The sequence below is a fragment of the Oerskovia rustica genome, assembly GCF_014836555.1.
Lineage (GTDB): Bacteria > Actinomycetota > Actinomycetes > Actinomycetales > Cellulomonadaceae > Oerskovia > Oerskovia rustica.
Genome location: NZ_JACSQQ010000024.1, coordinates 1 through 13,270 on the forward strand (window position 1 = coordinate 1; position 13,270 = coordinate 13,270).

At 72.9% G+C, this 13,270-nt stretch carries 12 protein-coding genes; 7 read left to right on the forward strand and 5 right to left on the reverse strand.

Going from position 1 to position 13,270, the window contains the following annotated elements; genetic code table 11:
* Positions 1 to 160: 160 nt before the first annotated feature.
* The 5 genes from H9652_RS13825 to H9652_RS13845 form a co-directional block, all read right to left on the reverse strand.
* Positions 161 to 1,408, reverse strand: coding sequence for a heme/hemin ABC transporter substrate-binding protein (locus H9652_RS13825; protein ID WP_191796761.1), 1,248 nt, complete (start codon positions 1,406 to 1,408; stop codon positions 161 to 163).
* Positions 1,409 to 1,597: 189 nt separating this feature from the next.
* The gene (locus tag H9652_RS13830) at positions 1,598 to 2,263 is read right to left on the reverse strand and encodes a biliverdin-producing heme oxygenase (RefSeq protein ID WP_191796762.1); all 666 of its coding nucleotides are present in this window, start codon (positions 2,261 to 2,263) and stop codon (positions 1,598 to 1,600) included.
* 192 nt (positions 2,264 to 2,455) lie between these two features.
* Entirely contained in the window at positions 2,456 to 3,778 is a 1,323-nt protein-coding gene (locus H9652_RS13835; RefSeq protein WP_191796763.1) for an MFS transporter, read from the reverse strand.
* A gap of 86 nt (positions 3,779 to 3,864) precedes the next feature.
* Positions 3,865 to 4,683 (reverse strand): CPBP family intramembrane glutamic endopeptidase, encoded by an 819-nt coding sequence (locus tag H9652_RS20360; RefSeq protein WP_191796764.1) that lies wholly within the window; start codon positions 4,681 to 4,683, stop codon positions 3,865 to 3,867.
* Between the two features lie 38 nt (positions 4,684 to 4,721).
* A complete protein-coding gene (locus H9652_RS13845) occupies positions 4,722 to 5,327 on the reverse strand; it encodes a TetR/AcrR family transcriptional regulator (RefSeq protein WP_138822406.1) in 606 nt (201 codons plus the stop codon).
* Between the two features lie 131 nt (positions 5,328 to 5,458).
* Here H9652_RS13845 and H9652_RS13850 point away from each other — a divergent pair, with 131 nt between their 5' ends.
* From H9652_RS13850 to H9652_RS13880, 7 genes are all read left to right on the forward strand, one after another.
* Positions 5,459 to 6,778, forward strand: coding sequence for a sigma-54-dependent transcriptional regulator family protein (locus tag H9652_RS13850; RefSeq protein WP_191796765.1), 1,320 nt, complete (start codon positions 5,459 to 5,461; stop codon positions 6,776 to 6,778).
* A 174-nt stretch (positions 6,779 to 6,952) separates the two neighbouring features.
* On the forward strand, positions 6,953 to 8,476 hold the full coding sequence (adh, locus tag H9652_RS13855; RefSeq protein WP_138822410.1) for an aldehyde dehydrogenase: 1,524 nt from the start codon (positions 6,953 to 6,955) through the stop codon (positions 8,474 to 8,476).
* Positions 8,477 to 8,575: 99 nt separating this feature from the next.
* A complete protein-coding gene (locus H9652_RS13860; protein ID WP_191796766.1) occupies positions 8,576 to 9,148 on the forward strand; it encodes a DUF779 domain-containing protein in 573 nt (190 codons plus the stop codon).
* Positions 9,149 to 9,286: 138 nt separating this feature from the next.
* Complete coding sequence (locus tag H9652_RS13865) at positions 9,287 to 10,717, forward strand: sugar porter family MFS transporter (protein ID WP_191796767.1); 1,431 nt, start codon at positions 9,287 to 9,289, stop codon at positions 10,715 to 10,717.
* Between the two features lie 81 nt (positions 10,718 to 10,798).
* Positions 10,799 to 11,101: an antibiotic biosynthesis monooxygenase gene (locus tag H9652_RS13870; RefSeq protein WP_191796768.1), complete on the forward strand. Its 303-nt coding sequence runs from the start codon at positions 10,799 to 10,801 to the stop codon at positions 11,099 to 11,101.
* 57 nt (positions 11,102 to 11,158) lie between these two features.
* Entirely contained in the window at positions 11,159 to 11,722 is a 564-nt protein-coding gene (locus H9652_RS13875; RefSeq protein WP_191796769.1) for a DinB family protein, read from the forward strand.
* A 90-nt stretch (positions 11,723 to 11,812) separates the two neighbouring features.
* Positions 11,813 to 12,811 (forward strand): hypothetical protein, encoded by a 999-nt coding sequence (locus tag H9652_RS13880; protein WP_191796770.1) that lies wholly within the window; start codon positions 11,813 to 11,815, stop codon positions 12,809 to 12,811.
* The last annotated feature ends 459 nt before the right edge of the window (positions 12,812 to 13,270 follow it).

A 13,270-nucleotide genomic window follows, 5' to 3' on the forward strand; every position in this document is an offset into this window, starting at 1 on the left:
CCGCCGGCAGCACCAGCACCACCCGGCCCGACGGCGCCGCGCCCCGGTCCGTCCGGCTCGCCGCCGGTGGTGCTCGTCGCGCGCCGGGTGCGCGGCGCGGTGGTGAGGGAACCCGCGGTGGTGCGCGACGTCGTCGGGCCGGCGGGGCCAGAGGTGGGCGTCACGGGGCGGTCGACCCGGCGTCCGCCGACGCGGCGGCCGTGCCGACCACGCTCAGGTCCGGCGCGGGGACCCCGTAGAACGCCTCGACGAGCGACGCGATGGTCTCGCCCGTGCGGGGACCGAACGTCAGGAGGCGGCTGCCGTCCATGTCGACCACGCGCTGGTTCTGGCCCGCAGGGGTCTGGGCGAGGCCCGGGATCGCCATCATGGCGTCGAGGCCGCCGCTCGACTCGAGGCCGTCGGTCATGACCAGGTACGCGGCCGGGGCCGCGGAGATGATGGCCTCGCTCGTCACGGGGGCGTACTGCTGGGTGAGGCCGATCGCGGTGCCGGCGTCCTGGCCGCCGATCTCGCGGATCAGGTCGTCGGCGCCCGAGCCGGGGCCGAACAGCATCTTGATGTTGGACCCGCGCAGGTACAGGAACGCGACGAGCGGGTTGCCCGTGTCCGCGGGGACGCCCGCGAGGGCCGCGCAGACCTGCTGGTCGGTGCGCGCGACGAGCGCCGCGCCGGCCTCGGGGACGCCGAGCGTGGTCGCGACCGCGGTGATGCGGTCGTCGATGCCGTCGAGCGTGCGGGCCTCGTCGAAGTAGACGACGGGGATGCCCGAGGACTCGAGCTGGGTGCGGGCCGTGTCCGTGAGGAGCGTGGCGTCCGTGAGGATGACGCTGGGGTTCAGGCCGAGGATGGTCTCGATGTTGAGGGCGTGCCCGGCGCCCGTGACCACGGGGACGTCGGCGGCCTCGGGGAAGCCCGTCGGCAGGTCGCGACCCACGACGTTGTCGCCGAGTCCCAGGCTGTAGACGATCTCGCCGAGCGTGCCGTACAGGTCCACGGCGATGATGCGCGAGGCGTCGGTGACCGTCACCTGGCGGCCGTCGTGCGACGGCACGGTCACGGGCAGCGTCGGGGTGGGCGCGGTGACGATCGGGTCGATCACGTCGTCGGCGAACGACGCGGTCGTGGGGCCGGTCGGGAACGACGCGGGGTCGACCGTGGCGCGTTGGCCCGTCTCGAGGGCCGCGCACGCGTCGAGGGTGACGGCCTCGGCCTCGGGCTGGGCGGGGGCGGAGTCCGTGGTGGGTGCGGGCGTCGGTGCCGGCGGCTCGTACGGGAGCGGCGCGCAGCCCGCGGCGAGCAGGACCGCGGCGAGCGTCGCGACACCGGCGACGGGCGAGCGGCGCAGGCCACGCGTCAGCGGACCGCGTCGGTGCTCGGGGGACGGGACGCGGGCAGGGTGCGACATCACAGGGCTCCAGCAGAGGTCGGCCGCCCACGCGAGAGGGCGGCTTCGGGTAAGTTGAGGCTAACCTACGCAGGCCGCCAGGAGGCATGCCGGTCCCCGAGATCTTCTGTGATCTTGGAGACGTCGGGACGGTCGCGCGCCGCCCGTCGCCCGGCGTCGAGCGGGCGGCGGGCGGTGCTCAACGAGCGGTCAGCAGTGGACCGCGCCGAGCTCGGCGAACAGTGCGCTGTTGAGACGGAAGGCGCGCTTGGCCTCGGCGACGGTCTCGGCGAGCTGGGAGTCCGTGAGGTCGAGGGCGTCGAGGCGCTCGCGGTAGACGTCCTTGAAGGGCTTGGCCTTGGGGATCTCGTCGAACGTGTAGAACGCGAGGCCGTCGGGGCCGAGGCCGTAGTGGCGCTCCATCATGCGCTTGATGATCTGGCCGCCCGACAGGTCGCCGAGGTAGCGCGTGTAGGCGTGCGCGGCGTAGGCGGACAGCGACGAGCCGACCTCGAGCAGGCGCGCGACGTAGGCCTCGGTCGCGGGCAGGATGCGGATCTCGGTGGCCCAGTCGGGGCCGACGAGGAACGCGAGGTCCTTCTCGATCGAGGGCGTGCGGGTCAGCTCGTCGAACACGAGGGTCGCGCCCTGGGCGTCGGCGCGGATCTGGGCGCTGGCCTGCTCGAGCGCGCCGTAGATCGCGTACTGCTGCGCGGCGAGGTCCGTGTAGGCGGCGACGTCGAGCTCGCCGCCCATGAGCTTCTCGACGAAGCCCGTGGTCTCGGCCTGCTCGTGCTCGGGGCGGGTGCCCTCGCGCAGGCGCAGCGACAGGGACGCGGGTGCGGCGTCCACGGCGGGAAGGGTCTCGGCGGTCATCTCAGCGGGCTCCTGCGGTTCGTCGTGTCACGTGCACGACGTCGGCACGTGCGCCGGGTGGTCGGCGCCGGGTCCGCGGTGTGTCGTGACACATCGTCATGACGTCGCGTCAGGAACGATACAACAGTGAGGTGAGGTTTACCTATGCTCTGTGGGGGAGGTCTCACGGAGTGGGCAGGCGGGGACGGAGCCTCACCGCGTGGGCAGCGCGTGCTCTGCGACGTCCTCCGGGTTGGGCAGGCCGTGGAGGAACCGGTAGCCGACGGCCGCGACGACGACCGTGAGCCCGCCCGCGACGAGCAGCGGCGTCGTGAGGTCGATCCGGGCGAGCAGCCCGCCCAGCAGGGAGCCGAGCGGCATGGTCCCCCACAGCAGCGTGCGCCACGTCCCGTGGACCCGGCCCAGCAGGTGCCCCGGGATCGCGGCCTGCCGCAGCGACATGACCAGGACGTTCCACACCGACGTCGAGCCGAACGACACCGCGAAGCACACCACCGCGACCGGGACCGTCGGGAAGAACCCCATGACGACCAGCGCGACCGGCCCGACGAAGTTCGCCGCGGCCATGACCGGGCCCGCGCCGAAGCGGACCTTGAGCGGGCTCACGACCACGGCGCCGACGATCCCGCCGACGGCCCCCGAGAGCATGAACACCCCGAACCACTGCTCGGGCACGTCGAGCCGTTCGAGCACGAACAGCACGTCGGTCGCGATGGCCGCCGCAAAGAAGAGCGCGATCAGGATGCTGAGGAACCACAGCGGGCGCAGCATGGGGTGGCTCATGATGAAGCGGAAGCCGTCGGTGAGCTGGCGGGCGAAGGTCGTGCGGACGGGCGGGAGCGCGTGGTGCGCCTGATGCGCCCGGTGGGCACCGGCCGCGGCGGCGGGCAGGAAGAACGCGAGCACGCCCGCGACCGCGTAGGACAGGGCACCGATCCCGAGCGGGATCACGACGGCCACCGCGAACAGCGCCGACGTCAGGGGCACGGCGAGGAAGTTCTGCACCACGAGCTCGCCCGCCTCGATGCGGGAGTTGGCGCGCGGCAGGTCGGGGCGGCGCACGATCGCGGGGACGACGGCCCGGATCGCGCCGTCGTACAGGGTCTCGAGCGCGCCGTACGCGAAGATCACGACGTACAGCCACCAGATGGTCAGCGTGCCGGTCGCGAACAGGGTGAGGAGCAGGGCCGCGAGCAGGGTCCGGGCGCCGTTGGCGATGACCATGGCGTGCCGGCGGTCGATGCGGTCGAGCAGCACCCCGGACGGGATCGCGAAGAACAGCCAGGGGAGCATCGCGACGGCCGCGATGCCGGCGATGAGCAGCGGGTCGTCGGTGAGGCGGGTCGCGAGGAGCGGCGCGGCGACGCGCGCGATCCCGTCGGCCAGGCTCGAGCTGATGTTCGCCGTGAAGACGTTGGTGAAGGACCGGCCGAGCCCGCGCCGGCCGGGCCCGTCGGGGCGCCCGGGCGTCGTCGGGGTGTCGTCAGGGGGGAGCGGGGGGAGGGCTGGGGGCACCGGAAGACTCTAGGCGCCCGTCGGGGCCGCTGGCGGCGCGAGGGCTGACCGGGAGGACGGCGAGCCGCTGTCCGGAAAGGGCTCCTCTAGGCCGCGACGTCCTGCGTCCGGCGTGCCACGAGCGCGCTCTTGCCGCGCTTGCGCTGGGCCGCGGCGAACATCGCCATGAACACGGCCGTGGTCACGAGCGCGGCGATCGCGTTCGCGACCGTGCCGCCGGGCGTCGAGTGCCGGTCGCCGAGCGTGACGAGCAGTGCGAGGTTCACGAGCCAGTGCACGAGGGTCGCGAGCGCGACGCGCTGCCGCACGGTGCCTCGCCCGAAGTGGCCCATGAGCACCGACAGGGCGACGGTCGCGAGCAGGAAGCCCACGATCACGACGGGCCCCGCGGAGAATATCTGCACGTGCCACACGCCCCACACGAGGCCCGTCACGATGCTCGCGGCCAGGAGCGAGAACCGGTTCTCGAGCAGCGGCTGGAGCATCCCGCGCCACCCGATCTCCTCGCCGGCCGCACCCACGAGGTACGTGAGGAGGAGCAGCACGAACGGCACGCCCGCGGTCGCGTGCACCCCTTCGAGGGGTTCGCCCTGCACCAGGAGCACGGCGACGAGCACGCCCCAGTAGAGCAGGCACGCGGCGAGCGCCAGGACCAGGTGAGCGACGACCTGACGGCGCGGGACGGCGTCGGGCAGGAGGGGGGCGAGGCGCCCGCGGAAGACGGCGAGCGTGACCCCGGCACCGACCGCGGGGCCGAGCTGGACGAGAGCGAGCACCGACGGGTCGATCCCCGAGACCGGCTGGAGGAGGAGCAGCGCGCCCGACGCGACGAACGTCGCCAGGACGAACGTGAGGGTCGGGGCGAGGAAGGCGCGGGGAGCTGGAGTCGGGGCGGTCGAGGTCACGCCGCAGGCTCCCAGCCTGCCGCGCGAGGTGTCAAACCTCAGCCGGCGACGAGCTCCTGCGCACCCACGGCCCGCAGGACGAACGCCTCGGTCGCCTCGATCGCGCGCTCGCGCTGGGCGGGGTCCTCGGGGATGAGGCGACCCGAGAGGCACGCGTTGACGAGCTGGACCGTGGTGCCGAGGTCCTGCTCGGGGAACTCGCCGCACTCGATGCCCGCGGTCAGGATGCGGCGCAGCGTGTCCTCGACGATCACGGCGTGCTCGCGCAGGCGCTGCTGCGTGCCGCGCGAGAGCACGGTCCGCAGGTCCGGTCCGGGGGCCAGGTGGAAGACCCGCTTGAGCTGCGCCTGCTGGCGGATGTAGGTGCGGAGCTGCTCGACCGGGTCGTCGACGCCCTCCAGCGCGCGCTCCAGCGTCCCGACGTACTGCTCGGTCTCGTGCGTGATGAAGCCGAGGAGCAGCGACTCCTTGTCGGGGAAGTGGTTGTACACCGCGGTGCGTCCCACGCCTGCCGCGGAGGCGATGTCCGCGAGCGAGATCGCGTCGAAGCCGCGGTCCATCATGAGGTTCGAGAGCGCCGCGAAGAGCTTCTGACGGGTCTGTGCGCGGTGCTCGTGGAGCGAACCGCCGATGATCTTCGGCATGCTGACATCATAGGCACTCCTTGTCAGATTGCTAATCCGCGCCGTTCCGCGGCCCAGGACGGCGCGCGCCGAGCCACCTACACTGGCCCCAGGACCGGCAGGACTCGACGAAGGTGTCGAAGGAGGCGATCATGACCGACCCTGCCACCGTGAGCGCCGCCCACGAGGCCTTCCTGAGCACGGGAGCGCTCCCGCCCGGCATCCGTCCCCTCGTCGCGGCATCGTGGCGGCGCAGCGCCCGCAGCGGCGTCGACCCCGACGTCCCCCACCCCGACGTATCGATGTCGGACGCCGACCTCGGCGCCTACCGGGCCCGGCACCCGCTCGCGCGCGCCATGCCGATCGTGCGCGACCTCCTGGTCGCGGGGCTCGCGGGAGAGAGCGCGGTCGTCGCGATGACGGACGACTCCGGGCGGCTCCTGTGGGTCGAGGGCAGCACGAGCGTGCGCGACGACGTCGGGCGCATCGGCTTCGTCGAGGGTGCGGTGTGGCGTGAGGAGCGTGTGGGGACCAACGCCCCCGGAACGGCCCTCGCGACGGGCCGACCCGTCCAGGTCCTCGGCGCCGAGCACTTCACGCGTCCCGTCCAGTCGTTCAACTGCGCGGCCGCCCCGGTGCGCGACCTGCGCACGGGCCGCGTCCTCGGGGTCCTCGACGTCACGGGCGGCCAGGTCGCGGCGTCGGGCCTCGTGCTGTCGCTCGTGCGTGCCTCGGTCGCGGCGGTCGAGCGCGAGCTCGCCGAGCGGGCGGAGCGGTCCGAGCAGTTCGAGCAGAGTGCCACGGGCTCGCGGATCGGCCCCTTCGCCCCCCGCCTCGACGTGCTGGGCGTGTCCAACGGGGTGCTCCGCGCCGCGCCGGGTGCAGCGGCGGGCTGGCCCGCCCCGGGCACCTACGCGACCGCGCCCGACGGCGGCACGCACGCGGCGCCGTCGGGCCGCCTGAGCCTTCGCCACAGCGAGATCCTCCTGCTGCTCGCCGCGTCCCCGCGGGGGCTCGGCGCCGACGAGCTGGCCGTGCTGCTGCACCCCGGAGAGCTCTCCGACGTGACGGTGCGCGCGGAGGTGTCGCGGCTGCGGCGCGCCGTCGGGCCGCTGCTGGGCGGGTCGCGGCCCTACCGGCTCGGGGCGCCCCTGCGCACCGACCTCGACACCGTGCGCGACCTCCTCGCCGCGGGCGACGTGCACGCCGCGCTCACCGCCTACCCGGGCCCGGTGCTGCCGCGCTCGGTCGCACCGGGCGTCGAGAGGCTGCGCGACGAGCTGTCGGCCGAGGTGCGCGGGGCGGTCCTCGCGTCGGGCGACGTCGGGGCGCTGGGGCGCTGGCTCGCGAGCGACGAGGGCGCCGACGACCACGGGGCGTGGCGCCGGCTCGCGGCGCTCGCCGCCCCCGGGACCCCGGCGGCGGCCCGGGCCCGCGCGCGCCTCGCGCTGCTGGACCGCTCGCTGCGCTGACGGCGCGCTCGTTCTGACACCGTGACTGCAACCCTCCTGCAACCCTGCGCTGCGTAACGTCCGGTGCACCCGGGCGCAACGGTGCGCCCCGGGATGTGGACCGCGCCGGACGGCGGGCAGACGGCAGGCGGCGGGCCACGCACGGCACAGAGCACTGCAAGGAGGCAGACGCACATGACCGTCTACGCTGCCCCGGGCACCCCCGGAGCCATCGCCGAGTACAAGTCTCGCTACGACCACTGGATCGGCGGCGAGTACGTCGCCCCGGCGAGCGGGCGCTACTTCGAGAACCCGAGCCCCGTCACGGGCCGCACCTTCACCGAGGTCGCGCGCGGCACGGCCGAGGACATCGACCGCGCCCTGGACGCCGCGCACGGCGCCGCCCGGACCTGGGGGAAGACGACCGCGACCGAGCGCGCCGTGATCCTCAACAAGATCGCCGACCGCATGGAGGCGAACCTCGAGAAGATCGCGGTCGCCGAGACGTGGGAGAACGGCAAGCCCGTGCGCGAGACCCTCGCGGCGGACATCCCCCTCGCGATCGACCACTTCCGCTACTTCGCGGGCGCGATCCGGGCCCAGGAGGGGTCGATCTCGGAGATCGACGAGGACACCATCGCCTACCACTTCCACGAGCCGCTGGGTGTGGTCGGGCAGATCATCCCGTGGAACTTCCCCATCCTCATGGCGGTGTGGAAGCTGGCCCCGGCGCTCGCTGCGGGCAACTGCGTGGTCCTCAAGCCGGCCGAGCAGACGCCCGCGTCGATCCTGTTCCTGATCGACATCATCGGGGACCTGCTGCCCCCGGGCGTCCTCAACGTGGTCAACGGGTTCGGGGTCGAGGCGGGCAAGCCGCTCGCGTCGAGCCCGCGCATCCGCAAGATCGCGTTCACGGGCGAGACCACCACGGGCCGGCTCATCATGCAGTACGCGAGCCAGAACATCATCCCGGTCACGCTCGAGCTGGGCGGCAAGTCGCCCAACCTGTTCTTCGAGGACGTGGCGCGCGAGAAGGACGACTTCTACGACAAGGCCCTCGAGGGGTTCACGATGTTCGCCCTGAACCAGGGCGAGGTGTGCACGTGCCCGTCGCGCGCGCTCATCCAGACGTCGATCTACGACCAGTTCCTGGGTGACGCGATCGAGCGCACGAAGGCCGTCAAGCAGGGCAACCCGCTCGACACCGAGACGATGATCGGCGCGCAGGCGTCGAACGACCAGCTCGAGAAGATCCTCAGCTACATCGACATCGGCAAGGCCGAGGGGGCAAAGGTCCTCACGGGCGGCACCCGGGCGGAGATGAGCGGGGACCTCGCGGGCGGCTACTACGTGACGCCGACGATCTTCGAGGGCAAGAACTCGATGCGCATCTTCCAGGAGGAGATCTTCGGGCCGGTCGTGGCGGTCACGGACTTCGCCGACTTCGACGACGCGATCACGGTCGCGAACGACACCCTGTACGGCCTGGGCGCGGGCGTGTGGTCGCGCGAGGCCAACATCGCCTACCGGGCGGGCCGCGAGATCCAGGCGGGCCGCGTGTGGACGAACTGCTACCACGCGTACCCCGCGGCGGCCGCGTTCGGCGGGTACAAGGGCTCGGGCGTGGGCCGCGAGAACCACAAGATGATGCTCGACCACTACCAGCAGACCAAGAACCTCCTGGTCAGCTACTCGGCCACGAGGCTCGGCTTCTTCTAGGCCGCGCCCGCCGTCGTGGGCGGGGCCCGAAAGCACGGCCCCGCCCGCTCGTCCAGTCAGCGGCTCCGCCGTCCAGTCCGCCACGAGGGGAGAAGGATCATGCCCGACGACGTCACGTCCGGTCCGCAGGTCGCCGCACCGGGGGCGGGGGCACCGTCGCCCGGCGAGGTGCGGCCCGACCGGGTGGCGCTGACCCCGGCCGCGGCCGAGCTGCTCGCGCGCCTGCGTGTCCAGTACGGCGAGCTCATGTTCCACCAGTCAGGGGGGTGCTGCGACGGCTCGTCGCCCATGTGCTACCCGCAGGGCGAGTTCCTGACGTCGGAGGCCGACGTGCACCTGGGCGACCTGGTCGTCGTCGACCCGTTCTCCGAGCTCGCCGAGCCCGAGCTCGCCGACGTCGCGCTGAGCGGTCCCGCAGGACCGCTGGGCATCGGGATCGTGCTCGACGGGGGCGCGGACGCCGTCGATCCTGGGGAGGCGACGTTCACGGTGCCGTTCTGGATGAGCCGCAGCCAGTTCGAGTACTGGAGCCACACGCACCTGACGGTCGACGTGGTGCCGGGGCGCGGGTCGGGGTTCAGCGTCGAGGCGCCCGAGGGGGTGCGCTTCATCATCCGGTCGCGGCTGTTCTCCGACGACGAGTCGGCGGCGCTCGCCGGCCAGGTGCTCTGAGGCTCTGTCGGAACGAGCGTGGTCCCGGGTGCTCGCGGGGTCTGACGCCGATCACGGCGAGGATCACCCCTCGACCGCTGCGCCCGGTGCGCCACCCCGTGGCAGTGTTCGGACCATGAGCACCGAACGGTTCCGACCATGACCACCGACGCGCGGCCGCGACCCCGGGTCCCCGGCAAGGTGGTCCTCGCGTGCGTCGCCGCTGCGCTCGGCGGCCTGCTGTTCGGGTTCGACACGTCGGTGGTCAACTCCGCCGTCGGGGCGCTGAGCGAGCAGTTCGAGCTGACCGCGAGCATGCGCGGCATGGTGGCCTCGCTGTCCCTCCTCGGGTGCGCCGTGGGGGCCTGGTTCGCCGGGTCGGTGTCGGAGCGGCTCGGCCGCGTGCGCGTCATGCTGCTCTCCGCGCTGCTGTTCGGTCTGTGCGCCGTGGCCGCGGCGCTCGCCCCGTCCGTGGCCGTGCTGCTGCCGGTGCGGCTGCTCGCGGGCGTCGGGATCGGTGCGGCGTCGGTCATGGCGCCCGCGTACATCGCCGAGATCGCCCCGCCGCGCTCGCGCGGGCGCCTGGGCGGGCTGCAGCAGCTCTTCATCACCATCGGGATCTTCGTGGCGCTCGCCGTCGGGCTGGCGATGTCCCGCGCTGCCGGGGGCGCCGTGCACGACCTCTGGGCCGGGCTCCCCGCGTGGCGCTGGATGTTCCTGGTCGAGCTCGTCCCCGCGGCGCTCTACGGGCTCGCCGCCCTGCGCCTGCCCGAGTCGCCCCGCTATCTCGTGGGCCGGGGGCGCGAGGTCGAGGCCCAGCGCGTCCTGCAAGGGTTCACGGGCCTCGGCGACGACGAGGTGGACGAGGAGGTCGACCGGATCCGCACGTCGATCGGCGTGCACGCCACGACCTCGCTCCGGGACCTGCGCGGCCCCGCCCTGGGGCTGCGGCCCATCGTGTGGATCGGCCTGGGCGTCGCGGCCCTCATCCAGCTCAGCGGCATCAACGCGGTGTTCGTCTACTCGACGTCGTTGTGGGAGTCGGTCGGCTTCACCGAGTCCGAGGCCCTGACGATGTCGCTCGTGACCGCAGGGGTCAACATCGCGGTCACGGTCGTGGCGATCGGCCTCGCGGACCGGTTCGGGCGTCGCCCCATGCTCGCGGCCGGGTCCGTGGGCATGGCGGTCGCGCTCGCGGTGACGGCGTTCGCGTTCGGGCAGGCGACGACGTCGGCCTCGGGCGAGCTGGTCTTCCCCATGGCGTGGGCCATGACGGCCCTCGTCGCCGTCAACCTCATGGTCGTCTCGTTCGGGCTCACGTGGGGGCCGCTCGGCTGGGTGCTGCTCGGGGAGATGTTCCCGCCCGCGATCCGGGCGACGGCGCTCGCGGTCGCCACGGCTGTGCAGTGGTTCGTGAACTATGCCGTGACGAGGTCGTTCCCCGTGGTCAGCGAGGCGTGGGGGCTGCCGGCGACGTACGGGACGTTCGCCGCGGTCTCTGCGTTCGGGGTGTTCTTCGTGCTGCGGTTCCTCCCGGAGACCAAGGGACGGTCCCTCGACGAGATGGGCGACGGGGCCCGGGCGGCATGACGCTCAGGACATCACCCTGTCGTACTCTTCCCAGGGGTCGTCAGCGGCTCGTAGCGTTGAAGCCGAGACCGGGGAGGACCGATGTTCACGCAGGTCGTCGTGCACCGTCCGCGCCCCGAGTTCCGCGACGTGACGCTCGCCTACCTCCAGCAGGCCGCCCTGATCACCCGGTCGGTCACGGGGCTCGTGCAGTCGGCGGTGTGGTCGGAGGGCGACGACGAGCGCCTGGTCCTCACGACGACCTGGGAGTCGTCGGAAGCCTTCACCGCGGGCGAGGACGCCCTGTTCGACCTGTTCCAGAGCGTGCCGTTCGAGGAGTGGATGCTCGAACCGCTCGACGTCCTCCTGCTCGACGAGATCCCGCCGCCCGCCCCGCAGGAGTGAGGCCCACGGGCTGGACCGGGGCTTCCGTGCCGCGCGACGAGGACCTAGCATCCCGTCATGACGACGCCTCAGCAGCCCGGCCAGGCCGATCCCTCCGGTATCACCCCTGACACCAAGGACTGGACCTGGGTCCTGGACCGCCCGTGCCCAGAGTGCGGGTTCGAGGCGGGGACGTTCGACCCGGACCGGGTGGGGTCCGCGGCCCGCGCGACGATCCCGCGCTGGCAGGACGTGCTCGCTCGCCCGGACGTCGCGGTGCGCCCCGACGAGCACACGTGGTCCCCGCTCGAGTACGCGGCGCACGTGCGCGACGTGTTCGCCATCTTCGACGTGCGCCTCGCGTCGATGGTCGAGGGCGACGACCCGCTGTTCGCGAACTGGGACCAGGACGCGGCGGCGCTCGCGGGCGACTACGAGCACCAGGACCCGCAGCTCCTCGCCCGCGAGATCGCGATCGCGGGCGACCGGGTCGCGGGGCGGTTCGACGCCGTCGGGCCCGACGACTGGGAGCGGCCCGGCCGCCGGTCGAACGGCTCGGTCTTCACGGTGCGCACGCTGGGCCAGTACTTCCTGCACGACGTCGTCCACCACCTGCACGACGTCGGCGCCCCGACCTCCTGACGCGCCTGACACCGGCCCGAGCCCGCACCCGACCCACGCCCGTAACCTCCCGGCATTCTGGGCGGTCCTCGACGCGCCTAGCGTCACGTCATGACGCTTCCTCCGACGGGGTGGGTCCCCGACCTGTACCGCAGTGACCACCTGCTCGCGCTGCCGCGTTCGCGCGGCGTCGCGCTGCCGGGGATCGAGGCGCTCTCGAGGGCCTGGTTCCCGGAGGCCGGCTGGGTCAGCGAGCCGACGAGCGGTCCGGCGGAGCGCCCCATGGCGGGCGCGCGCTTCCGCGGCGTGGTGCCCGACGACGTCCGTCGCCCCGGGGTGCTCCGCCTCACCGAGGGCGTCGAGGTCGTCGGGCCGTTCGTGGTGCTGTCGCCCGGCGCGCAGGGGCTGGGCCTGGCCTCCTCGGCCGCCGAGGTGTGGGCGGTCCGGGTGGCGCACTCCTCACGGGGTAGGGCTCCGCTCGACGTCGAGGACCGTGACGGCCTCGGGCGGATCTTCGCGGCGGGGCTCCCCGAGGAGCTGGAGCTCCGCGTCGTCCGGTGGGCCGTGGCGGCCGCACGCAAGGTCGGGGGCAGCGTCGCGGTCGACGGCACGCAGGTGCTGACGCCAGACCCCGCGCGGGGCGTCGACCTGACGTTGTTCAGCGCGCACGCGCTCACGCCCGAGTCGGCCCTGGGGGTGCTGCGGACCTTCGTCCCGGGCGCGCACGTGTCCGGGGTCGAGGAGCGGGCGGACCGGCTGATCGACTTCGCGCTGGTCGGGGAGACGCCGTACGACGGCGTCGTGCAGGTCGTGGTGCAGAAGGTGGACAGGGTGCCGGCGTCGTTGGCGCCGCTCGACTGGCGTGAGTACGGCCCGTTCGCGTACCGGCTCTCGTGGCTCCCGACCGACGTCTACGAGCTCGACGTCGAGGAGCCGTCGGGCCTGCACCTCATCGCGCGGGCCCGCATGCGTGCGTCCGTCGCCCGGCTCGCCGCGGTGCTTCAGGGCAGGGTCCAGGGCGTCCTGGTCGACGACGGCGGCTTCGAGGTGTCGGCCGCGGAGGTCGAGGAACGCATCGCGGCGGAGAGCACGGCGAGGTTCTGGGTGTGAACTGTCCCCAGAGTTATCCACAGATTCTGTGCACAAGCCTGTGGGTAGACACGGGAGGACAGGGATCTCGTTGTGGACGAACCTGTGGTGAACGGGCCCGACGAAAAAGGGTCCGTCGACCTCTTGCACGGGTGGCCCGAGCAGGACTAGAAACGTCACTATCGGCTTCGACGGGTACGGCAGCAGCCCCCAACGACGCCCTCCCGCACGGGAGGACGGACCGGCAAGGACGCTGGAACCACATCCCCCGAGAGCCCCAGGCTGACCGGAGAACGGTGAGACGTCCCGCGGGTCCCAACACCCCGGGCTGCGGGTGACGACGCAGGTCCCGACCGGAACCGGAAGGCCGATCGTGAGAGGCGCCTTCCAGGAGAACAGGACGAGCACCCGCTCGTCGTGGGGAGGGTGCCGAGCCGCGACGTCGACGCGGAGCCCGGCCGGACCGTCAAGGTCCGGCCG

Coding starts and splice junctions, on each gene's coding strand:
- H9652_RS13825 (WP_191796761.1), bottom strand. CDS start 1,408: ATGTCGCACCCTGCCCGCGTCCCGTCCCCCGAGCACCGACGCGGTCCG.
- H9652_RS13830 (WP_191796762.1), bottom strand. CDS start 2,263: ATGACCGCCGAGACCCTTCCCGCCGTGGACGCCGCACCCGCGTCCCTG.
- H9652_RS13845 (WP_138822406.1), bottom strand. CDS start 5,327: ATGCCGAAGATCATCGGCGGTTCGCTCCACGAGCACCGCGCACAGACC.
- H9652_RS13850 (WP_191796765.1), top strand. CDS start 5,459: ATGACCGACCCTGCCACCGTGAGCGCCGCCCACGAGGCCTTCCTGAGC.
- adh (WP_138822410.1), top strand. CDS start 6,953: ATGACCGTCTACGCTGCCCCGGGCACCCCCGGAGCCATCGCCGAGTAC.
- H9652_RS13860 (WP_191796766.1), top strand. CDS start 8,576: ATGCCCGACGACGTCACGTCCGGTCCGCAGGTCGCCGCACCGGGGGCG.
- H9652_RS13865 (WP_191796767.1), top strand. CDS start 9,287: ATGACCACCGACGCGCGGCCGCGACCCCGGGTCCCCGGCAAGGTGGTC.
- H9652_RS13870 (WP_191796768.1), top strand. CDS start 10,799: ATGTTCACGCAGGTCGTCGTGCACCGTCCGCGCCCCGAGTTCCGCGAC.
- H9652_RS13875 (WP_191796769.1), top strand. CDS start 11,159: ATGACGACGCCTCAGCAGCCCGGCCAGGCCGATCCCTCCGGTATCACC.
- H9652_RS13880 (WP_191796770.1), top strand. CDS start 11,813: ATGACGCTTCCTCCGACGGGGTGGGTCCCCGACCTGTACCGCAGTGAC.